Origin of the sequence: Brucella intermedia LMG 3301, from assembly GCF_000182645.1 — a bacterium.
Taxonomy (GTDB): domain Bacteria; phylum Pseudomonadota; class Alphaproteobacteria; order Rhizobiales; family Rhizobiaceae; genus Brucella; species Brucella intermedia.
In genome coordinates this window covers 1,822,150-1,843,532 of the sequence record NZ_ACQA01000002.1, presented here as the reverse complement: position 1 = coordinate 1,843,532, position 21,383 = coordinate 1,822,150, and the positions used below count along the sequence as shown (strand labels likewise).

The following is a 21,383-nucleotide window of genomic DNA, read 5'->3' as shown; positions in this document are numbered from 1 at the left end:
CCAATGAGGAGATGAAACATGGTTCAGACTACAATCAAGCGCTCACCCCAACCACTCTATTCTAGAGACCTTGTTGTCTGTCAGAGGGTTTTCGATGACATTCGATCGAGAGCTGGAGTTACCAAGGAAACTGAGGAAGCGGAGCGGATGGCGGCCATCACTGTGGAATTATACAGGCAAGGTGTTCGCGAACCGAGCCATCTAAAAACAATGGTCGAGGCCGCGCGAGGCGTGTTCGATCACCAGGCGCACTAACGACCTGCGCCACATGCAACCGAAACCATCCACTTGGCATCAAAAGGGGGGTCAACCTATGAGAAAGGAAAGATTGCAAAATTCGATTCCGGAGAAACCAGCAGCAATTAGCGCCGAGCATCTGCATCATCCGGCCCAACATTTCGGTCATCCCCGAGACGTTCTTGCAGCCGACGATATCGACATAGACGAGAAACGCGCCATTCTTGCGTCGTGGGCATCTGACATCTTTGCCATCGATTCCAGTCCGACCCTTCGCCTTTATCCTGGAACCGATAAGGCCGTCTCATATGACGAGATCATCGAAGCGCTGAAGACGCTGGACCTGTCTGATCGGCAAGGGCGAGGCGCTCAAGTATCGAAGAATGCACGGCAAAATCCGCAGCTAATCCGTCGAACGGCCAGCGCTACCAGATGTTTCACCAATCGCGGATTAAAGCCCTGTACGGGCCTTTGAAGTTAGCGCATCATCAAGAAACCGGACGGCATTGAGGATCGCTTGATCCGCTTCAGGCAGGAGACCGGCCAGCAGATGCCAGACATGGACATGCCCGGCCAGACTTCGAGCGACGTGCGCACCCGTGCCTCGCCCAGATTGGACGCAAGACGGATCGCATCGCTAAGCATGACCTCGTTTTCGCCGATCTGGATCAGCACCGGCGCCAGATCGTGAACATCGGCGAAGACTGGAGAGGCATCAGGATGTGTCGGCAATTCACCGGCGAGGAACATGCGCGCTAGCTTGTTCAGGAATTCCACGCTGCAAAGCGGATCGATCCCATCGCGCACGGTGGCTGACCGCCCGCTATGGGTCAGATTGGCCCAGGGCGAAAAGGCGACACCTGCCGCAGGCAATGCGATCCCCGCATCGCGGGCCTTGCGCATCATGGTGACGACCATAGCGCCACCAGCGGAATCGCCCGCAAGAACGAGATTTTTCGGATCAACGTCCGATGAGAGAATCGCGCGATAGGCGGCAAACACATCATCAATCGGGGTTGGAAACGGAAATTCCGGTGCCTGACGATAATCGGGTGCATAGATCTTCGCATTCAAGGCCTTGGCCAATCGTCCAGTCAGACCACGATAGCCCTCGACACCGCCATGAACATAGCCACCACCGTGGATATAGAGCAAGACCCGTTGAGGTTCCGAGCCTTCAGGAACAGCCCTCATCGTCGGCACGGAATCCAGCGTGGCGGTTCCATAGGAAACGTCTTTAAGCGCGGGAAACAGGTGGCCAAGACCGCTCATATAATCAGTACGGACTTGCGCCCAACTGGCTTCTGACGTGCCGTGAATCTTTTCTACCACGGGACCCGCGGCCTCGATCCAGCCGTTGAGGGCCGCCTGTGCATTTTCGTAGCCTGCAACTGCTCGAAGACCTTGCCGAAGCCGGGGCGAGCATTCGTCAGAATCAGCTTCGACCGCACGGCACACTGCGCCTGACGGTCTCCGAAGGCTACGGGAAGGCGAAAATCATTCCCTACCTTGCAACCTATCTCGAAACCGCACCCGATCTGGCCGTGGAAGTGAGCTTCACCGACCGGCTGGTCGATCTTGTCGAGGAAGGGTTCGACCTTGCGATCCGGGTCGGGTCGGTCGCGCCGAACGGGCAGTATATCACGCAGGTGATCGACCGGGCGCGGCTCGGAATTTACGCTTCGCCCGAATATCTCCTCAAACAGGGCATACCGGCCAGCGTCACCGATCTGGCGCATCACAAGCGGCTGGTCTATGGATTAGGCTCGACATCAACGGTATGGAGCCTGCCCGGCGAAGACGGGCAGCCCGTCACGATCCATGGCGGTGCCCATGCCCGCTTTGACAGCGGCGACGCGATCCGTGTGGCCGCGCTCGCGGGCCTTGGGATCGCGCTTCTGCCTTCATTCATCATTGAAAAAGACATCGAGCACGGCAATCTGGTGGAAATCCTGCCGGAAACCGCAATGAACGAAGTCGCCATCCATGCGATTTATCCCAGCAGGCGTCACCTTTCGATCCGCACCCGAAGCTTCATAGAGGGACTGAGGCGTTCTTTCAGTTAGGCCGCGCCATACCGTTCAATTTGGCTCATTCACATTTATGGTCAGGGATAGACCCGCCATAAGGATGATGAATGCGCCAAACCCCAGCACAGTATCGAAAACACCAATCTGGCCTGCGGCATATCCGGCGATCATCGCCAGAAGCGCGTTCGGCAGATAGCTGGCAATGTAGAAGGACGAGATCAGGCCGGCGCGTTCTTCGGGCCTTGCACGCGCCACCAGACCGCGCAATACGCCAAGGAACCCGGCGCCAAAGCCGATGCCTGTCGGCAGTGAACCAAGCAGAAGCAAGACAGGGCTGTGAAAAAGCGCACCAAGCAGGACGATCCCGGTTCCGGCAATAATCGTCAGCCCGGCCCAGTTGCGAGCGCTTGCAGCCGAACGGTCGCGGAACAGCATGACGGCACCTGCACCCGCCAGAGTCAGAATTCCGACCGCAGCGCCACTCAGCCACGCCATCGACGGTCCTGTCGCCATTTCATGCAGAAGTCCGGGCAACAGCGACAGGAACAGCGCGCCCAATCCCCAGACGGCGACATTCAGCGGGATGATGCGGAGAAACATTCCCCGCACCTCGGTCGGAATCTCGACCTTTGGCCGCAGGGACAAGCCTTTGCTGGTTCGATTCCGGAAAGTCTCCGCTGAAAGCAAGGTGCGCAGGATCTGGATCAGGGAAAGCCCCAAGGTCAGCGCATAGACCAGCCGCAAGGGCAACGGCGCGAACTGAATCAGTACACCCGCCCCGATCGCGCCCAATGCCATGCCGACCATAGGCGCTAAGCTGTTGATCACCGCACCCGCCTTGTGATCGACATCCAGAAGCGCTGCCGCAACCGCCGTGGTCGCGATGCCTGTGGCAAAGCCCTGAACCAGACGCGCCGCCACGAGCCAGCTTCCGCCGTCCGCAACGAGGAACATGACAAGTGCTGCGCATTCCACCGCGAGCGCCGCCACGATGACAGGCCGTCGGCCATAATGGTTGGATAAAGCCCCCAGAAACAACAGCGAGACGAGCAGCGTGCCGACATAGACCGCGAAAATCACGCTGATCAGAAAGGCCGAAATGCCCCAGCTTGCCTGATGAAGCGGAAAGAGCGGCGTCGTCATGCTCGATGCCGCGAAAAACAGAATGATGGTGAGGCCGTGCAAAGCAAGGGCGGATGATCTTTCCGCCCCACCCCGCGTCTCGTTACAAAGGGTGGTCATGTCAGCGATTCCATGCTAAAAGCGAATTTGTTGCGTTTGTAGCGCAAATTGACCACTAAAGCAAATTATTTGCGTTAGTGGCGTTTGATGCGTCATGCCATACCGTGGAAGACCTTGAATTGTCCTTGAGAGATCAAACAGATACAGCCCCTGCCCCAATCAGCCGACCGGGAGGCCGCGCGGCGCGGATACAGGCCGCCGTTCTGGAAGCCGTGGAAACACTGCGGCAGGAAAAGGCCGCATCCGAGATCACCGTGCCGATGATCGCGGCCCGCGCAGGCGTCACGCCCTCGACCATCTACCGCCGTTGGGGTGATCTTTCACAATTGCTGGCCGATGTCGCCGTGCGGCAGTTTCAGGCTGATGCCCTGCCGCCGGATAGCGGTAACTGGCAAAGCGACCTTGGCCTTTGGCTTGAACAATTCGTCGATGAAATGAGTTCCGGCCCCGGACGCGAATTGCTGCGTGAAGCGCTGGCCGGAAGCTCGACCGAACGTGCGGGCCAATGCACGGAATGTATCCTGCGCAACCTCGCCAGCATCATTGCTCGCGGTGTCCGGCAAGGCGCAACCCCGCCCGACGCGGAAACCCTGCTCGACCGAGTCGTGGCACCGGTGATCTACCGGATATTGTTCACGAAAACACCTCCCACCACGCGATATGCCGCAGGACTGCTGCGGCAGTGCCTTGATGGAGAGATAGATTGACTTTCGCCGCCTGCCTGAATCTTTCGGTCAATGGGTAGCCGCTACGGCTTCCAGTTGCGCGGGTGCCATAAGCGCGAATGCGGAGCGCATCTCGCGCGCCTCTTCTCCGGGACTGCGACCGAAAAGCCGTTTGAACTCGCGGTTGAACTGTGACGCGCTTTCATAGCCGACCCGTGCCGCAGCGCCCGCAGCCGTTACATCGTCACGGATCATCATAAGGCGCGCCTGATGCAGGCGAACCGACTTGATATATTGAATGGGTGAAGTTGCTGTAACCGCCTTGAAATGGGCATGGAACGCGGGAGTGCTAAGGCCTGCTTCACTTGCCAGCGAGCTCACATCGAGCTGCTGCGCGTAATCGCTATGAATGCGCCGCAGAACACGCGCGATGCGTCCGAAATTGCCATGGCTTGCCAAGGCGGCCCGGATCGCACCGCCCTGCCCGCCCACCAGAACGCGGAAACACAATTCCCGCACGATGGCAGGCCCCAGCACCCTTGCTTCCAGCGGCGAACACAATGCGCGAAGCAGCCGCACCGTCGTATCGGCCAGTGTGGCGTCCAATGGCGTGGAAACGATGCCGGCGGGCGGGCTTGCCGGACTGGTGGCCTGTTGATCGACCTCGATGATCAGATCGGCCACGGCGGTCATGTCGAGACGAACGGAGACAGCCAGCAAAGGCTCTTCGGGGCTGGCTTCCGTCTCTGTCGAGAAAGGCAGCGGGACGGAAAGCACCAGATAATGCTGTGCATCGTAATGATAGACCTGATTGGCCAGATAGCCGCGTTTGTGCCCCTGACAGACGATCACGATGCTGGGCTCATAAAGCACCGGCGTGCGGCCCAGCGGATGATCCGCCCGCATCAGGCGCACGCCATCGAGCAGCGATTTCGTATGACCCTCATGCGGAGCAAGCTGCCGGATCAGCGACGCCATCTCGGCTTGCCGCGAGGTATCCGACTTGAATTCTCTCGTATTTATGTGCCGGTTATCCATACAAAATGGATACAATAACACGCATATTATCTGCAATAGGCATCAAAAGAAATAGTTTTAGGCAATGATGCAAGAGGCTTCGGTCTAGCTCGCTCCGCACCGCCTAACTAACTTCTTTCTCGTTCAAACACCCTCTGCGGTGCCGCATGCGACTGCCGCGGGAAAGGAGGAAAAAACATGGATATATCACCAGATGCCAAAGTCATTCTTTTGACTGGTGCCAGCAGCGGCATTGGCGAAGCCACCGCCCGCCATCTGGCCCGAATGGGCCATCATCTCGTCATAGGTGCGCGTCGCACCGAACGTCTTGCAGTATTGCAGAAAGAATTGCGGGCCGAAGGCTGTGAGGTTGACACCGTGGAACTCGACGTCACACGGCTTGAAGGCCTTCAGCGCATGGTTGATTTCGCGCGCGAACGGCATGGGCAAATCGACGTGCTGATCAACAATGCCGGCGTCATGCCGCTTTCCCCTCTGGCGGCGCTAAAAGTCGATGAATGGAACCGCATGATCGACGTCAATATAAAGGGGGTCTTGCACGGCATTGCAGCCGTCCTGCCGGTCATGCATGCAGAGGGCAAAGGGCACATCATCAACATCGCTTCAATCGGCGCGCATGCCGTCTCGCCCACTGCCGCAGTCTATTGTGCAAGCAAGTTTGCAGTACGCGCCATTTCAGATGGTCTGCGTCAGGAAACCGACCAGATTCGGGTGAGCGTCATCAGTCCCGGTGTCGTGCAATCTGAACTGGCGGATCACATCACTGATGAAACGGCGCGCGCCGCCATGGAGGAATTTCGCCGTGTTGCCCTGCCCCCGCAGGCGGTGGCGCAGGCAATCGCCTATGCGATCTCGCAACCGGACGACGTGGATGTCAGCGAAATCATCGTGCGTCCCACTGCCAGCCCCTTTTGAGCGACAAATCCCAATCGACAAGGACTATCATGTCACAGACAATGACAACATCACCCCAACACGACCTGCCCTTTGCAGGCAGGGTCGCTATCGTCACCGGTGCCGCCAGCGGCATCGGCCTTGCGACAGTCGAGCTTCTTCACGCTCAAGGCGCACGTATCGTGGCGGTCGGCCGTAGCGATAATGTCAAGGCCCTCGCCCGCGACAGCATCGTGCCACTGGTTGCGGACGTCGCGCAGGAAGCGAGCGCGGCACGTGCGGTGGATACAGCGCTTTCAGAATTCGGGCAACTGGATATTCTGGTTAACAATGCCGGTATCATCATCAACCGGCCCTTGGCCGAGATGAGCCTTGATGAGTGGAACCAGGTGCTTGCGGTCAACGCGACTGGTGCCTTCCTGTTTTCGCGTGAAGCCATGCGGGCGATGATGCCTGCCCGACGCGGGGCAATCGTCAATATTGGCTCCTATGCCTGCTTCCAGTCCTTTCCCGGCATTGCCGCCTATGCGGCATCCAAGGGCGCGCTGGCGCAACTCACCCGCACGTTGGCGCTTGAGGCCATCGGCCACGGCATCCGCGTCAATGCGGTCGGCTCAGGTGATGCAGTGACCAATATCACGAATGCAATCCAGCCAGATGGCCGCGCCTATCTTGCCGAACATGGCCGCAAAGCACCGATCGGTCGCGCTGCTTCCCCTGAGGAAATCGCTGAAGTCGTCGCTTTCCTCGCCTCGGACCGCGCAAGCTACATAGTGGGTGCCATCGTCATGGCCGATGGCGGGATGAGCGTGGCCATTCAATAATCAACAAACAACAGGAGTATCCATTCATGCAGCAACAAACTCAAAACAAGGTCTGGTTCATCACGGGGGCTGCGCGCGGCATCGGCCTTTCTCTGGCACGGCAGGCCATGGCCAAAGGCGATAGCGTGGCCGCCACCTCGCGCACGCTCGAAAGCCTGCGGCAGGCATTTGGCGACGACAGCGCGCAATTTCTGGCACTGGAAGTCGATCTCGTCAGCGAGGCAAGCGTGAAAGCCGCCATCGACAAGACCATCGCCAGTTTCGGTCGCATCGACCGCGTGGTCAACAATGCCGGCTATGGTCAACAGGGCGCTGTGGAGGCGCTGAGCGACGCCGAACTGCGCCGCAATTTCGACGTCAACGTCTTCGCGCCCCTGCATGTGCTGCGCCATTCATTGCCGCATCTGCGCAGGCAGCGTAGCGGCCATATCTTCAATGTGGCATCCATCGTCGGCTTTCAGGGTGGTTATGCCGGATGGGGCAGTTATGTCGCGAGCAAATTCGCGCTTGCCGGTCTGACCGAAACCCTTGCCGCCGAACTTTCAGAACTGGGCATCAAGGCGACGGTCGTCTATCCCGGCCCGGTGCGCACGGGGTTCCTGTCGAAGGACAGTCTCGTCGTGGCCGAGCGCTCCATCGACGATTATACTGAAGCTCAGGCTTCGCTCGATCTGCATCTCAACGAGTTGGACGGCAAGCAGGCGGGCGATCCCGAAAAAGTGGCGACGCTGGTCCTGCAGGCGGCAAGCGTGGCCGAACCGCCGGTGCATCTGTTTGCGGGCAAGATCGCCAATATGCTGGCCGAACAGAAGATGGAAGCCGTGCGCAAGGACATCGATGCATGGCGTGGCGCGTCAGACGCCACCGACTTCGACGAATAACCGCATGAATAAGGCCCTCCGCAGGCATGGCTTGCGGCGGGCCATCAAATTCACGATGGATCTGTATCATGTTTGACGAATTTCCGGCTGAACAGGCCTATCGCATTCTCGAATCCGGCCCAATCCTGCTTGTATCCACGCGCGGGACGGATGGTTCCGCTAACCTGATGACCATGGGCTTTCACATGATGATAAGCCACGATCCGGCATTGGTCGGCGCCATCATCGGTCCGTGGGATTACAGCCATCAGGCGCTTTTAGAAAGCCGTGAATGCGTGCTGGCCGTGCCGACTGTCGATCTGGCGGAAAAGGTGGTGGATATCGGCAATTGTTCAGGCGAAACGCTCGATAAATTCGAGCGTTTCGGCCTCACACCCGTCGCTGCAAAAACCGTGAACGCGCCGCTGGTGGGCGAATGCTGGGCCAATCTCGAATGCCGCATCGCGGATGATGGATGGTCGCAACGCTATAATCTGCTTGTGCTGGAGGTCCAGCGCATATGGGTGGATAACACACGGCAAGAAAAGCGGCTGATCCACCATAAGGGCGATGGCCGCTTCAGCGTCGACGGCGAGATGATCGATCTGGGCGAACGCATGGTGAAATGGCGTTATCTCATGGATTGATCCGTCGGCTCTGTTTTGCTAACAGCGTCGCACGCTCATTCGAAAGCACGGCGCTATAATTTATTAAAGCTTTGTATAATATTTCAAAAGTCGACTCTAATTATAGCGAATGCTGTACGCAAACTTAAACATCATGCCCGATAAGGTTAGCCCTCGCCACATGCTGGCGGGTGTCATTTCACAGCTGGAAATAGTACCCAGGCAATCGCAGACAGCCTGATATCTGTAAGGTGAATTCACGCCGATATTCATAAAAGGTGAAAGAGCGCCTGTACAACGGTTAAGTGCAAATTCCACTGGCAGACAGCACGTTATCGAAACTGCTACAGTCAAACGGCGAAGCCTGCAATCCTGAAACACCTCTGCCGGAAGCTCGACGGTGATCTTGACCGGCTTATCGTCAGGAATCGCGGAGAGTTTCAGCTTGGTCATGTCGGCTCCTTCGCCGCGCCATATATCTGCATCTGTAAATCCCGCTGGACGATCACGCGCACCAGGAAGCCCGGCCGGATGGTGAGCGTCGGCTGGATGTTGAGCCGGCGTCGCACGATCTGCTGGCCGACGTCGGATGCGGTATCCTGCGCGCTTTCGCGGATCGCCTTGGCAATCTCGGCCTCGTCATTGCTGGAACCGATTTCCGTGCCGATATCAAGCAGCGTCGAGAGGGCCGCGGCCCTGAACAATTGGCCCCAATGGTAATCGACGCCATCCTCCAGACCGGAGTAGCCTTGCGGATCAGCCCCTGAAGGCGTTCGAGCACGATGGATGTACCGTCCGGCATGATGAGCCGGTTCCATACCAGCAATACGCGGGACTGACCGAACGCGACCTGGCTGTCATACTGACCGATCAGGCGGGAGCCTTGCGGGATCAGCAGGTGGCTCCCGGTCGGGCTGTCATAAACGTGTTCCGTGACCTGCGCGATGATCTGGCCGGGAAGATCGGACTTGATGCCGGTAATCAGCGCGGCGGCGATCACGGTTCCGGCCTGCACGATATAGGGCGACGCCTTTTCCTGCACGCGGTCAGCGCTGACGGTGCGGTGGTCGTTATCGGCGTTGACGAAGGCAAGTTTGCGATCCTGCATGTTCTGCGCCGAACCGGAATCGAGCGGCGGGGTTTCGGCCGCAAGAGCGAGACCGGTCGCGGAATCTATGCCCGAACCTGTTGCCGTCGCCGCCGTAGTGGATGCGACCTGCGGATTACCGGCAGTCCGCTCTCCACGGCTATCGGTGAAGAGTTTCGCCTGCCGCGCCGCCTCGATCTCGGCAAGCCGGCGCTGCTCTTCGGGATCGACGCGCGGCGTCTGGATATTCGGCGCCATGGACGCCGTCATTGACCAAAACCCGCGAGTGGAAGCGCGAGAGGCTTTGGCCATTTTGACGAGCAGCATCAGAGGTCAACCTTTTGACTCCCATCCGCCACGCATCCAAGTAATATTTAAGGAGAATATTCCAGAGCTTTAGAAGCCCTGTCTATTCCCGATAAAGACGCAAAGGATACCTGTTTCAAAAAACAATTCTAGGTCACTTTCAAGTCGATAGTTTTGAACACGATCCATCAAAGGTCTCACATACATCTAGCTTACCCGCGCGCAACACGCTGGGAGCTGGAACAAGGCAAATAACATGGCACTTCAATCAATCTTGCAATGCGCTGATTGCCAGTCAACAACGGGTCTTCACAGCCATCCGGTGTTCAATACCGTGCTTGTTGAACGTGGCATCCCTCTTAAAGAGTGCTGTACAGGTATTGCGCGGTAAACAGATCGAGATGCCCGCCGCCAACATTTTTGTAGACGGTGATCTGGCGGTCGTCGCTGCGGCCTGGATGTTTTCCCTGACATAGCTCAATCAGATCAGCTTCGATTTGCTCATGGTTGATAAGTCCTGTAGCGAGCGGAATTCCGAGTTCACCCGAACCATCACAGCAATGGCGCGTATCGACAAATACCCGTCCGGCACGACGGAACACGTCATCATCGGCTTCACGCATGTCTGGCATATAGGCACCGATCAGATCAACATGAGCGCCCTCTTTGAGGAGTTTTCCCTTAACCAGCGGACTGGTCGACATGGTGACACACGATATCACTTCCGCCTTCGAGACTGTGTTATCGAGATCCTCCACGGCAACGATGTTGACGCCGGCAATGTCAATTCGGCTGGCAAGTTTTTCCGCCCTGTCGAAGTTGCGGTTCCAGATAAAGACTTGATCGATCGACGGTCGGCTGGCGCAATGAGCCTCCACCACATGGGGCGCTAGCCCCCCGGCACCAACCACCAGCAAGGTACGGGCGTCCTTGCGCGCCAGCAGGCTGGCGCCAAGTGCCGAATCTGCCGCCGTCTTCTTGAAGGTTTCAATGGCGCCATCACAGACCATGAGTGCTTCGCCGGTCTGACCGCTGAACAGCGTTACCGTGCCCTGGATCGAAGGTTGGGCCACAGGAAGTTTGACATTCGCAGGGAAAACACCGACCAGCTTGACGGCAACCGCCTCCCCTTCGAGCCAAGCTACCAGGGACACAAACTGGTTGTCTGCGCTTTTCCGATCCTGAAGCACGGTAGTGTCGCTTTGCGGTCGTTTGCCGCTCGCATGCGCTTGACGCAAGGCTTCGATCAATCCCGGATAATCGAGCGCGGCTTCGGTTTGCTGTGCATTGAGAATTATCATCATTCGTTCCTGTCACGCCACGCGCTTCAAAAAACTTTTAGTACGCGGATGTTGTGGATTGCCCATAACCTTTTTAGGCGGGCCGGATTCAACAATCACGCCACCATCCATGAAAATCAGAAGGTCGGCGACTTCGCGAGCGAAGTTCATTTCATGCGTGACGACAATCATGGTCACGCCATCTTCGGCCAACTGGCGCATCACCGCCAGAACCTCACCGACCAGTTCCGGATCAAGAGCTGATGTGGGTTCATCAAAAAGCATCAGCCGAGGCTGCATCGCCAATGAACGGGCAATCGCCACGCGTTGCTGCTGCCCACCGGAGAGCTGGTCGGGATAATAATTCGCGCGCTCGGTAAGGCCGACTTTTTCCAGCAGCTTCATCGCCGCGGCGGTGGCCGACTGGCGACCTATCTTGCGTACGATCATAGGCGCCTCGATGATGTTTTCCACCACGGTCTTATGGGGGAAGAGATGGAAGCCCTGGAACACCATGCCCATTTTCTGGCGCTGGCGTGCCAGTTCGTTGAAGGACATCGTATAAAGCCGCTCACCCTGCCAACGCATGCCGATCGGCTCGCCTTCGAGCAACACGGCACCGGAATCCGGCACTTCGAGATAGTTCAGGCAGCGCAGCAATGTGCTTTTGCCGGAGCCGGATGGGCCGACAATGCAGGTCACGTCCCCCTTTTCCACCGTCATATCGATGCCGTCGAGCACCCGGTGATTGCCAAAAGATTTGGTCAGTCTTTCCACCTGCAACAGTGGCAAGCTCGCGGGCGTTTCACTCATTTTTGATATCCAAGCGCAAATTTGAAGGGGAGCAGTCTGGACAGGAATGACGCGGAACAGGTGATCTGCCGGGATTTCAGGTGGTTCTCGATATGGTGTTCGATGATAGTCAGGGCGGTTGACAGGATGAGATACCAGATCGTAGCCACGATCAGCAGCGGAATGGTCTGATATGTGCGCGAATAAATCATCTGCGCCGAATAGAGCAGATCGGGCAAGGCAAGCACGCTGACCAGCGACGTGAATTTCAGCATTGAAATGGTGTCATTGCCGATCGGCGGAATGATAATACGGATTGCCTGCGGCAGCACGATGCGCTTCATGATCTGAAACCGCGTCATGCCAAGTGTCGCGGCGGCCTCGGTCTGGCCCGGATTGATCGCCTGGATGCCAGCGCGGATGGTTTCGGCGGCATAGGCGCTTTCTGTAAAGGACAGGCCAAGCAGTGCTGCACTCATCGGCGTGATCAGCGTGTTCATGTCCCAGGACCACAAGGTCGGCCCGAACGGGATGCCAATGGTCAGATTGGGAACCAGAAGCGCCAGATTGTACCAGAAAATCAGCTGAACCAGGGGTGGAACGCCGCGAAAGAACCATATCCACAGCCAGCTTGCCCATTGCAGCACCGGATTGGCCGAAAGGCGCATCACGGCCAGTATGATGCCGATTGCAAAACCGAAGATCATTGCGGCAAAAGTCAGGAACAGCGTGCGCGCCAAGCCAGCGAGAATGTCGGGATGAAACATGTAGCGCACAACAATGTTCCATTGCAGGTTCTCATTGGTCGCCAGCATATTGGCAAAACTCAATGCGATCAGAATGAGCACGGCGCCGGTGATCCATCGAGACGGATGGCGCACGGGTATCGGTTTGACACTATGTATATCCGGCCGGTGCGCGACCGTCTTTGCTGTTCTTGCCATGATTTACTCCAGACTACCGTATCGTGTTTAGCGAAATTCGTATTCGAACTTACCAAACCCGCCGGCCCGTGTTCCGGGCCGGCCCTTGCGTAATGGACCGCGGCTGTATTCGCACCGCCGCCGGCTGACAGGCGTTCTCCTTCAATCGGCCCTGACTATTTTGGCTCCGGATTGTCCTTAGTAACCAGCACCGCCTTTTCCAGGGTGCCGGCGCCATCAACGCCCCACTTTGCCATGATTTCCTTGTAGGAGCCGTCATCGATCATGGACTGGATGGCATCACGGAAAACTGGCCCAAGCGCATCACCCTTGCGCACGCCAATGCCGTTGAAGACCGGATTGCTGACCAGTTCAGATACGCTGAAGCGCCCCGTAATCTTGGCCATATAGTGCATTTTTGCCGATCCGGCCGCCACCATCTCAACACGCCCCGAGGACACAGCCAGTTCGGCGGCGTTCTGGGTGGTGAATTGCTGCAGGTTAATCGGCTTCTCACCGGCGGATTCGCACAATTCCGCGCTCTTTTCCTTCAGATATTGGTAGTCCCAGGCGCCTGTCATCACTGCAACGCTCTGGCCGCACAGATCTTTTTCCGACTTGATGGAAAAGTCTTTGCCTTTCAAGAAGGCATAGGCGGTACCTTCCTTGCGCTGAGGAATGAAATCAAGCGAATCAAGCCGTTCCGGCGTCACACCGAAGGAAGAAAATCCGGCGTCAAAACGCTTGCTGGCCAGTCCCGGAATGATGGCGTCGAAACTGGTTGCGGTAAATTCGAATGGTACGCCAATGCGTTCCGACATGGCTTTGGCCATGTCGATGCTCCAGCCTTTCAGGACGCCGTCTTCGACAAACTCGTCCGGTGGCCAGTCATTGAAGGCAGCAATCTTGACGCCCTTCCTGTAATTCTCCGGCACAGCGTCCTGTAGTGCCTTGATCGGTGCGGCATGCACCGAGGTGATGCTGGCGGCCGTGGCCAGCGCCGCCAGCGCTACCATCATGCGCCGGGATGCGGTTTTGCGACGATTGGTCATTTATCTCCCCTTTGATTGGAACTTTATCCCCGTGCGAGGCTCGTCTTCTACTTGCGTTGCTGAGAATGATATGCGAACGTTCTCACAATATAGCCATTGATTGAACGCATCCGTCAAGTTGAAAGTTGAGATCAGGCCCATCATCGCCTATGAAACGGTACAGGTATTGAGCAGCGTGGAACTGCTTGGAAGGAACGCGCAGACATGAGTGAACGACGCGCCGACAAGACGACCATTGCCGATGTAGCGCGCCTGGCCGGCGTCAGCACCGCGACCGCCGGACGTGTCTTGGGCGGCTATGGCTATACCAGCGAAGAAATCCGCGACAAGGTGAAGAAATCCGCTGATATGTTGGGCTATCGCCCCAATCTGCTGGCACGCAGTCTTATCACCGGGCGCAGCAAGACCATAGGCGTTGTCGCGGGCGACATGCAAAGCCCGTTTTACGCCAGTATTCTGCGCGGTATTTCCGATGTGGTTCGTGCGCGCGGCTTTGGCTTGATCGTCACCAACAGCGATGAATCGATCGATCGTGAGCTGGAGGCAGTGGATCTTCTGCGCGAAAAGCAGGCCGACGGCATCATCATTGCGCCCTGTGATATTCTCAAGGCGCAGCACTTGCACGATGTCGTTGCCAGCGGCTGTCCGGTGGTTCAGATCGATCGCCGCGTGAAGGGATTGAAGGCGGATTCGGTGACCGTCAATGGCCGCCAGGCCGCCCACGCCGCAGTGACCCAAATGATTCTCGACGGCCACAGTCGGATTGGCGTACTGGCGGAACTCGAGCATGGCCGCTACAAGAATCTCAACGCATTTCTTCACGACCGCCAGCACAAGAAAATCGATATTTCATCGCTTTATCCGAGCTGGCAACGTCTGCTCGGCTATATCGAAGCGCATGAGGAAGCCGGGATCGCCTTTGATCCGAGCCTCGTTGGCCAGGTGGGCAGCTATTCGATCGATATTGCCCGCCAGCACGCCATCGCGTTGCTGACCCGGGAAACCCCGCCTTCAGCGCTGTTTACCACCGATGGATTGATGTCAGCCGGCGCCATGCTGGCAATTAGCGAACTCGATATTTCCATTCCGCAGCAACTGTCCGTGGTCTGCTTCGACGATCTGGACTGGATGTCGTTCTTTACCCCTAAACTGACGGCAATCCGGCAGCCGCTGCTCGAGGTTGGCGAAGCCGCGGCCCGTCTGGTCCTGGAGCGGCTCGATAGCGCCGATCGCGCGCAGCAGGATATCGTGCTGCATGCCGAATGGCAGCCCCGTTGTTCGCTCGCCCGCCATCCCGGTTGATCTGGCCGGTCTTAACCTCGAAAAGACATGCGCAGCGAGCTCAATCCTGCAACTCGGCTATAGGCTCGCCGAGATCAATCGGCGCGGCATGACCTGTACCACCATATTGGCCACATGTCGCCGCAGCAACGCGTGACGCCGCCTGTAGCAATGTTGCGGGCGCCTCGCCTTTCACCAGGCCATAAAGGGTGCGGGCGATGAAACTGTCACCAGCGCCTAACGTGTCAACCGCCACAATCGGCGTTGCTTCGGTATGGAAAACCCCTTGCGCACTGGCAAGAACTGCGCCCTTGGTGCCGCGGGTGACCAGCACCCAATCCGCGCCGCTCTCGCGCAGGCAGGCAATGGTCGCCGTAATCTCGTCCGGCGAAAGCTCACCGCCCGAAACAGCGGCCAGAAAGCATTTCGGGCCGATGCGTCGATAGTGTTCCACGTCGCGACGGGTGGAGAAATCATAGGACAGACGTTGCGGCGCAATGGCATCCAGCCAGCCGTCAAGGCCGCTCGACTGACCGATATGGACGGCATCGAACCGGCGCGCAAACTGAATATCGGCGGCGCTCGGCTCAAACATCGACACTCCGAGATCAAAGCGGATGAAATAGCGATCATTGTTACCGCGATGACCAATGATGCAATAGGCCGTCTTGCCTGTGCCCTCCATGCGCAGATGCGAAGTATCGACGTCCTCGTCGCGCAGTGCGGCCTGAATGACCCTTCCGGCCGCATCTGCGGCAACCACACCGATATAGGCCGCCTCGGCCCCAAAACGGCTCATATGGATAGCGACATTGACACAGTTACCGCCTGGAAACATTTCCCGACGCGAAATGTAACAATCGACGACATTATCGCCCATCGCCGCGATTTTGATCATTCTTATTTTCCCAATTGACAAGATGTGAGAACGTTCGCACACTAAAGTAGAACTGTCAATGTATCGCGGGGTTGGTACCGGGAAATGTTGCACTGGACCGGAACGGCTGCCGATCGGCGCAGCCAGGCTCTTCAAGACGCTGAAAAGAGGAATAGAATGCCCAAACAACTTCCTACCGATATTGCTGAAACCCTGAATGCGCTTGCGCAGCGGGATTTTTCGCATGTGTTTCTGGTTGCCTGCGGCGGATCGCTGTCAATCATGCATCCGGGCAAGTATTTTCTGGATCGCCATTCGGGACTGCTGACCTCTGATGTCTATAATGGCGAGGAGTTCGTCACACGCGACCCGCGTCGCCTCAACAGCGATGCCATTGTAATTCTGTGCTCCCAGACGGGCACCACCAAGGAAACGGTGCGGGCGGCAGAACATGCCCGTCGCCGGGGCGCCTGCGTGATCTCCCTGACGCTGGATCCGCAATCGCCGCTCGCCGCCGCCGCCGACCACGTGCTGCAATACCAGGCGTCCTACACCACCGGCATTCCGATCGATGGTGCCGACAGCAATTACAGCGTGCTTTACATGTTGCTGGCGGGCATTGTCGATTTACGCGACAAGACCAGCCTGCTGCCCAAACTGCTGGAAAGCCTGCCGGCACTGCAACCGGCCATTGAACGCGGTCAGCAGCATTTTGATGAAACCTTTACCAGATATGCAGAGCGCTACGGCCGCGAAAAAGTCGTGTACACCATGGCTAGCGGTCCGGTTTATGGCGCAGCCTATTCATTCTCCATCTGCGTGCTCATGGAAATGCTGTGGATCAACTCGCAAGCTATCCACGCCAATGAGTTCTTCCATGGCCCATTCGAAGTCGTCGATAAAAATGCCTGCTTCGTCGTCATGATTGGACTCGATGAAACGCGTGCGCTGGCCGAGCGTGGCCGGGATTTCCTGTACCGTTTCGGCGAGCCGGACAATATATTGGTGCTGGATGCAGCGAAACTCGATCTCGCTGACATAGATGACACTTTCAAGGGATATTTCGTGCCGTTGATTTTCTTCGATGCGCTTTGGAAATTTGCCTACAAACTGGCGGCGAAGCGTGAGCAGGTCATGCTGGATGGTCGCCGCTACATGAAAAAGATCACCGATTACTAAACAGCATCGGGTGCTGGTCCATCTCTGTTGAAGCTGGGCCGGCGCTGCGCGTAATTCTCACGAGACAGTCGAGCCGCTCAGCGTCGCCAAGGTCCTGGCGTGAGCCATCTGTTTCGCTGATTTACGGTGCTTCTCAACTAGAACTAATCACTTTTTTTGGCAAGCAAGAACCCAGAGGAGATAAAGTCCCCCTAATAGCCCGGTCGTAAGACCAATCGGCATTTTGATGCCGAATGGCACATGCTGGCTTAACAAGTCAGCAACCACCAGAAGGGTTGCCCCCATAAGGGCGCCCGAAATGAGTGGGACATTCGAACTCGCCGTCAGACGCCGGGCCAACTGTGGCGCTGCCAGAGCGACAAAGGAAATCGGTCCGGCGGATGCGGTAGCAACAGATGTTAGCGTGACCGCGACCAACACCATTGCCAGACGCGTACGCTCCGGCTGGATGCCGAGCTGGCATGCTGCATCATCGCCCATTTCCAAGATATTGACAGATTTGGCGTAATGAAGCGCCAACGGCACGGTTACCGCGAAACCGACCATTGCTGGGACAACATGTGCCCAGCTTCTTGTATTGAGTGATCCCGATAGCCAGAGTTGGGCCGACGCGGCCTGGTCCAGATCGCCCGCGACCAGAAGTACGGTATTGATGCCCGAAAGAATGGCCCCCACGCCAATTCCGACAAGGATAAGCCTATAGCCGCCGGTTCGTCGCCCCTTGACAGCCAACATAAACACAAGAACTGCCGCCGCCATTCCACTTGCAACGGCTGAAAGCGCTGTTTCAAGCGGACCGGCATTGAACAATATGATTTGTGCAATAGCGCCAGTTGCTGCACCTGTCGTAAAGCCGATCACGTCGGGCGAGCCAAGGGCATTGCGCGAGATTGATTGGAAGATCGCGCCTGCCATACCGAGTGAAGCACCCACAAACAAGGCTGTGACAAGGCGAGGTAAACGTACGCGCTGGATTATGCGATCGGCGGTCGCGTTGTCGCTTCCACCAACCAGACTCGAAATGACCTGGAAAGAGCTGAATGACATTGTACCTGTTGCGATATGGAAAACCGCAAGCAGCAGGATGGCTGCAAGCAAGAGGCAGCAGATCATCAATGGGCGCGATTTCCAGCGAACAGAAACAGGACCTATCCGAAATATATTCATTGATGTGCTCATAGTTTCGTCAACCGGAATTTGCGCACGACAAAGATAAAGAACGGCCCGCCGATCAACATGGAGACAATCCCGGCTGCAACTTCCGAAGGTGCTACAATCAGCCTTCCTATGATGTCAGCGCCTAGCAAAAGATTGGACGCCAGCAATGCGGAATATGGCAGTATCCAACGATAGTCCGGTCCAGTGATGGTCCGGGCCAGATGAGGAGCCACCAGTCCGACGAACGCGATGGGGCCAGCCCCAGCAGTGGCAGAACCTGCCAGAAGCATTACGGAAAGACAGGCCACAAGCCAGGTCACGTGCAGGTTGACGCCAAGCGCAGCACCAAAATCCCTGCCCAGCGCCATTGCATTCAGGTTTCCGGCGATCGACATCGCCACGCCAAGCCCTGCGATGACTGCCGGAGCCAGAATGGCGACGACATCAAGGCCGCGCCCCTCAACGGAGCCTGCGGCCCAGTGACGAAACTGGTCAAGGACAGCGAGCGGTGCATTGATGACAACAATGCCCGTGACCGATGCAAGCACAACCGACAATCCGGCTCCGGCCAGCACCAATTGCACGGGATTATTCGCTTTGCCGTGGGTGTCTCCGAGAATGAAGACGGCAATTCCTGCAAGAGCAGCGCCCGCAAATCCGAACCAGACATATTGCGCCATTGTCGTCAGGTTAAAGGTCACGATCCCCAGAATGACCGCGACGGCTGCACCTGCATTGATCCCCAGCAATCCTGGTTCGGCGAGCGGATTGCGCGTTACAGCCTGCATGATGGCGCCAGCGGTTCCAAGAGCCATCCCTGCGATGATTGCAACGATGGTGCGCGGGATACGCAGTTCGAGAATGACAAGATGTTCGTTGTTCGAAAAATCAGGCTGCCATAGCGCATGGATGGTCTCGGTAAGGGCGATTGACCGGGAGCCCAGAGCAAGGCTGCAAAGCGCCATAGCGGCTAAACTGGCGGCGACAATAACAAGACCCCGAACACGCCGCTTCTGCAATGGCATGATGAATTGTATCCGTCTGGGCATCATTTGCGAAAATTGGACGCGACAGCCTCGATCATCTGGAGACCGGAATAATAGTCGATACGGAATGAAGATGGTCCGAGAGGATAGACGTTATGATCGCGGACCGCAGGAAGGTTCGCCAGTACTGGATCTTCCAGCAATGCCTGAACGTCATTTTGTGAGCCGCGCAATAGAAAAATGCTCTTGCCTGTAATCGCTGCCGAGAGGTTCTCGTGGGAAATGAAATCGAAATCAGACCGGCGTCTGACATCCTTGGCTACCGTATCGGGCAAGCCATCGACCTTGAAACCCAATGCTTGCAGAAGCAGGGACTGCGGGCTTGAGGTTCTGCCGACCGAGTAACTGTTTCCGATATTGTAGCCGACGATTGTAACCGGTTCGTTGGGCGGCATAATCGTTGCAGCCACCTCTGCAACCTTGGCGTCGAAACGGGCGATCGTCGCGCCGGTCTCATCTTCCAACCCCAACGCTGTGCCGAGCTCAGTAGCAATCTCCTGCCAGCTCTGGTTGGAATAATTGACGACCAGCGTTGGAATGCCTTGCGCTTCCAATTCGCTATAATGTTGAACGACACTGTCGGCTCCGGTCGCCGATGCGATCAGCAGGTCCGGTTCAACCCCGATAATAGCTTCCATGTCGAATTCGAGATTGGGATATAGCACTTCGACGCCCCGCTCGTCGGCAACTTCTGCCCATTGAAGGAAGAAGCCCTTGTTATCTGTCAGTGGGCTCGGGGTCGTCGCGGCTGTCGCAACCAGAGGAGCGCCCATGGCCAGCAGTATACCGGTTATGCTGGGTGTGGTCGATACGATGCGAACGGGTTTGGTTTTCAGTACGAGTTCGCCCGCTTCATGCTTTACGGTACGTGGCCAGGCCTGTTCGGCGACCATGACCGTCCGAGGTGGAGAAAACAGAATGACCATGGTGGCGAGAAGCAAGAAAATCGGACGTGCAGCTTGCATGGCTATTCTCCACCAACGCAAATTGGAAATCTTCAGATGGAAAGCTTTCCGAACGAACGCGCGACCAGCCAGCGTTTCGAATGGGAAAACACTGCGCCGTTATCGAACAAGGAGCGAGCGGTCTGCTTCGGCTCCGAAAACTGGAGCTGATTACTCCATATTGCAGAATGCGTTCTACAATGCAATACGAACAGCCACGTGATTTCCTCCAGGGACGACCAACCATGATGCAACGCCTGCATGCAGACGCCATTACATTGCGCTACGATGATCGGGTCATCGTCGAGAACTTGTCGATCATTATTCCCGATGCGTCTTTCACTGTCATTGTCGGTCCCAATGCGTGCGGGAAGTCCACATTGCTGCGTGCCTTGTCACCATTGCTTGCTCCGGTCAGTGGAAAAGTCGTGCTGGATGGCAGGAACATAAGCCATTTGCCGGCGAAGGAAGTCGCGCGCAGGCTTGGTCTTCTGCCACAAACCTCGGTCGCCCCAGACGGCATCACCGTTGCGGATCTGGTATCTCGAGGTCGGTATCCGCATCAGTCCTTTCTGCGGCAATGGTCAGTGGAGGACGAGGAAGCAGTAGCACGCGCCCTGGAAGTCACCCGTATTTCCGACCTCGCCAACCGTTCAGTCAACGAACTTTCCGGCGGCCAGCGTCAGCGCGTCTGGATTGCTCTTGTCCTGGCCCAGGAAACACCGATCCTTCTGCTCGATGAACCGACAACTTATCTCGATATCGCGCATCAGATCGAACTTCTGGAATTGCTGGCGGAACTTAACCGCGAGGGCCGGACTGTCGTTGCCGTACTACACGATCTCAATCATGCCTGCCGATATGCTTCACATCTGGTGGCCATGCGAAACGGGGCGATCATGGCGGAAGGCGCTCCATCCGAGATCGTTACAGAAAAGCTGATAGAAGATGTGTTCGGCCTTGCATCGGTAATCATTACCGATCCGGTTTCGGGAACGCCGCTCGTCGTCCCCCGAGGAACGCCCCCGCAATCTCCGTGACA

Annotated in this window: 22 protein-coding genes and 2 pseudogenes; 11 read left to right on the top strand and 13 right to left on the bottom strand. The window is 57.1% G+C overall.

Features of this window, described 5'->3' with window-relative positions:
- Positions 1-18: 18 nt before the first annotated feature.
- Together OINT_RS24235 and OINT_RS23995 are read left to right on the top strand one after the other, a co-directional pair.
- Entirely contained in the window at positions 19-255 is a 237-nt protein-coding gene (locus OINT_RS24235; RefSeq protein WP_006469955.1) for a hypothetical protein, read from the top strand.
- 58 nt (positions 256-313) lie between these two features.
- Complete coding sequence (locus tag OINT_RS23995) at positions 314-712, top strand: hypothetical protein (RefSeq protein WP_006471525.1); 399 nt, start codon at positions 314-316, stop codon at positions 710-712.
- Between the two features lie 2 nt (positions 713-714).
- Here OINT_RS23995 and OINT_RS21025 read toward each other — a convergent pair whose 3' ends face one another.
- Positions 715-1,569, bottom strand: a complete 855-nt coding sequence (locus OINT_RS21025) for an alpha/beta hydrolase (RefSeq protein ID WP_006469953.1) — start codon at positions 1,567-1,569, stop codon at positions 715-717.
- A 38-nt stretch (positions 1,570-1,607) separates the two neighbouring features.
- On the opposite strand from OINT_RS21025, the gene OINT_RS21020 reads away from it, so the two are divergent.
- A complete protein-coding gene (locus OINT_RS21020) occupies positions 1,608-2,303 on the top strand; it encodes a substrate binding domain-containing protein (protein WP_006469952.1) in 696 nt (231 codons plus the stop codon).
- Positions 2,304-2,318: 15 nt separating this feature from the next.
- On the opposite strand, the gene OINT_RS21015 is transcribed toward OINT_RS21020, so the two are convergent.
- Positions 2,319-3,509: an MFS transporter gene (locus OINT_RS21015; RefSeq protein ID WP_006469951.1), complete on the bottom strand. Its 1,191-nt coding sequence runs from the start codon at positions 3,507-3,509 to the stop codon at positions 2,319-2,321.
- A 125-nt stretch (positions 3,510-3,634) separates the two neighbouring features.
- Between OINT_RS21015 and OINT_RS21010 the strand changes: the two genes are divergently transcribed.
- Entirely contained in the window at positions 3,635-4,216 is a 582-nt protein-coding gene (locus OINT_RS21010) for a TetR/AcrR family transcriptional regulator (RefSeq protein ID WP_198510842.1), read from the top strand.
- Between the two features lie 27 nt (positions 4,217-4,243).
- Here the strand turns inward: OINT_RS21010 and OINT_RS21005 are convergent, their stop codons facing one another.
- The gene (locus OINT_RS21005) at positions 4,244-5,152 is read right to left on the bottom strand and encodes an AraC family transcriptional regulator (protein WP_006471521.1); all 909 of its coding nucleotides are present in this window, start codon (positions 5,150-5,152) and stop codon (positions 4,244-4,246) included.
- A 237-nt stretch (positions 5,153-5,389) separates the two neighbouring features.
- On the opposite strand from OINT_RS21005, the gene OINT_RS21000 reads away from it, so the two are divergent.
- The 4 genes from OINT_RS21000 (at position 5,390) to OINT_RS20985 (ending at position 8,437) form a co-directional block, all read left to right on the top strand.
- The gene (locus tag OINT_RS21000; protein WP_006469948.1) at positions 5,390-6,127 is read left to right on the top strand and encodes an SDR family oxidoreductase; all 738 of its coding nucleotides are present in this window, start codon (positions 5,390-5,392) and stop codon (positions 6,125-6,127) included.
- A 29-nt stretch (positions 6,128-6,156) separates the two neighbouring features.
- On the top strand, positions 6,157-6,930 hold the full coding sequence (locus OINT_RS20995) for an SDR family NAD(P)-dependent oxidoreductase (RefSeq protein ID WP_006471520.1): 774 nt from the start codon (positions 6,157-6,159) through the stop codon (positions 6,928-6,930).
- A gap of 26 nt (positions 6,931-6,956) precedes the next feature.
- Positions 6,957-7,811, top strand: a complete 855-nt coding sequence (locus OINT_RS20990; RefSeq protein ID WP_006469946.1) for an SDR family oxidoreductase — start codon at positions 6,957-6,959, stop codon at positions 7,809-7,811.
- A gap of 68 nt (positions 7,812-7,879) precedes the next feature.
- The gene (locus OINT_RS20985; RefSeq protein WP_006471519.1) at positions 7,880-8,437 is read left to right on the top strand and encodes a flavin reductase family protein; all 558 of its coding nucleotides are present in this window, start codon (positions 7,880-7,882) and stop codon (positions 8,435-8,437) included.
- A 348-nt stretch (positions 8,438-8,785) separates the two neighbouring features.
- On the opposite strand, the pseudogene OINT_RS24230 reads toward OINT_RS20985, so the two are convergent.
- The 6 genes and pseudogenes from OINT_RS24230 to OINT_RS20960 all read right to left on the bottom strand — a co-directional run.
- Positions 8,786-8,869: pseudogene (locus OINT_RS24230) on the bottom strand (DUF2274 domain-containing protein); the annotation flags it as partial.
- A pseudogene (locus tag OINT_RS20980) lies at positions 8,866-9,761 on the bottom strand (TraB/TrbI/VirB10 family type IV secretion system protein); the annotation flags it as partial. The pseudogenes OINT_RS20980 and OINT_RS24230, both read right to left, overlap by 4 nt.
- A 407-nt stretch (positions 9,762-10,168) precedes the next feature.
- Complete coding sequence (locus OINT_RS20975; protein WP_006469943.1) at positions 10,169-11,113, bottom strand: ornithine cyclodeaminase; 945 nt, start codon at positions 11,111-11,113, stop codon at positions 10,169-10,171.
- Positions 11,114-11,122: 9 nt separating this feature from the next.
- Positions 11,123-11,902: an amino acid ABC transporter ATP-binding protein gene (locus tag OINT_RS20970; protein ID WP_006469942.1), complete on the bottom strand. Its 780-nt coding sequence runs from the start codon at positions 11,900-11,902 to the stop codon at positions 11,123-11,125.
- Complete coding sequence (locus tag OINT_RS20965) at positions 11,899-12,825, bottom strand: amino acid ABC transporter permease (protein ID WP_006469941.1); 927 nt, start codon at positions 12,823-12,825, stop codon at positions 11,899-11,901. Before OINT_RS20965 ends, OINT_RS20970 begins: the two co-directional genes overlap by 4 nt.
- A 155-nt stretch (positions 12,826-12,980) precedes the next feature.
- Positions 12,981-13,856 carry a transporter substrate-binding domain-containing protein gene (locus tag OINT_RS20960; protein ID WP_006469940.1) on the bottom strand — a complete coding sequence of 292 codons (876 nt, stop codon included), beginning with the start codon at positions 13,854-13,856 and terminating at the stop codon, positions 12,981-12,983.
- A 204-nt stretch (positions 13,857-14,060) separates the two neighbouring features.
- On the opposite strand from OINT_RS20960, the gene OINT_RS20955 reads away from it, so the two are divergent.
- Entirely contained in the window at positions 14,061-15,158 is a 1,098-nt protein-coding gene (locus OINT_RS20955) for a LacI family DNA-binding transcriptional regulator (protein ID WP_006469938.1), read from the top strand.
- A gap of 40 nt (positions 15,159-15,198) precedes the next feature.
- Here the strand turns inward: OINT_RS20955 and OINT_RS20950 are convergent, their stop codons facing one another.
- A complete protein-coding gene (locus tag OINT_RS20950) occupies positions 15,199-16,260 on the bottom strand; it encodes a PfkB family carbohydrate kinase (RefSeq protein WP_077684364.1) in 1,062 nt (353 codons plus the stop codon).
- On the opposite strand from OINT_RS20950, the gene OINT_RS20945 reads away from it, so the two are divergent.
- Positions 16,192-17,193, top strand: coding sequence for an SIS domain-containing protein (locus OINT_RS20945; RefSeq protein WP_006469937.1), 1,002 nt, complete (start codon positions 16,192-16,194; stop codon positions 17,191-17,193). The two genes, OINT_RS20950 and OINT_RS20945, sit on opposite strands and share 69 nt — an antisense overlap.
- Before the next feature lie 147 nt (positions 17,194-17,340).
- Here the strand turns inward: OINT_RS20945 and OINT_RS20940 are convergent, their stop codons facing one another.
- From OINT_RS20940 to fepB, 3 genes are read right to left on the bottom strand one after another with little or no spacing between them, the layout of a single operon-like run.
- A complete protein-coding gene (locus tag OINT_RS20940) occupies positions 17,341-18,360 on the bottom strand; it encodes a FecCD family ABC transporter permease (RefSeq protein ID WP_235691698.1) in 1,020 nt (339 codons plus the stop codon).
- 8 nt (positions 18,361-18,368) lie between these two features.
- Entirely contained in the window at positions 18,369-19,376 is a 1,008-nt protein-coding gene (locus OINT_RS20935) for a FecCD family ABC transporter permease (RefSeq protein ID WP_036565062.1), read from the bottom strand.
- Positions 19,377-19,399: 23 nt separating this feature from the next.
- The gene (gene fepB, locus OINT_RS20930) at positions 19,400-20,362 is read right to left on the bottom strand and encodes a Fe2+-enterobactin ABC transporter substrate-binding protein (protein ID WP_006471514.1); all 963 of its coding nucleotides are present in this window, start codon (positions 20,360-20,362) and stop codon (positions 19,400-19,402) included.
- Between the two features lie 224 nt (positions 20,363-20,586).
- On the opposite strand from fepB, the gene OINT_RS20925 reads away from it, so the two are divergent.
- Complete coding sequence (locus OINT_RS20925; protein WP_039853455.1) at positions 20,587-21,381, top strand: ABC transporter ATP-binding protein; 795 nt, start codon at positions 20,587-20,589, stop codon at positions 21,379-21,381.
- Positions 21,382-21,383: the final 2 nt, after the last annotated feature.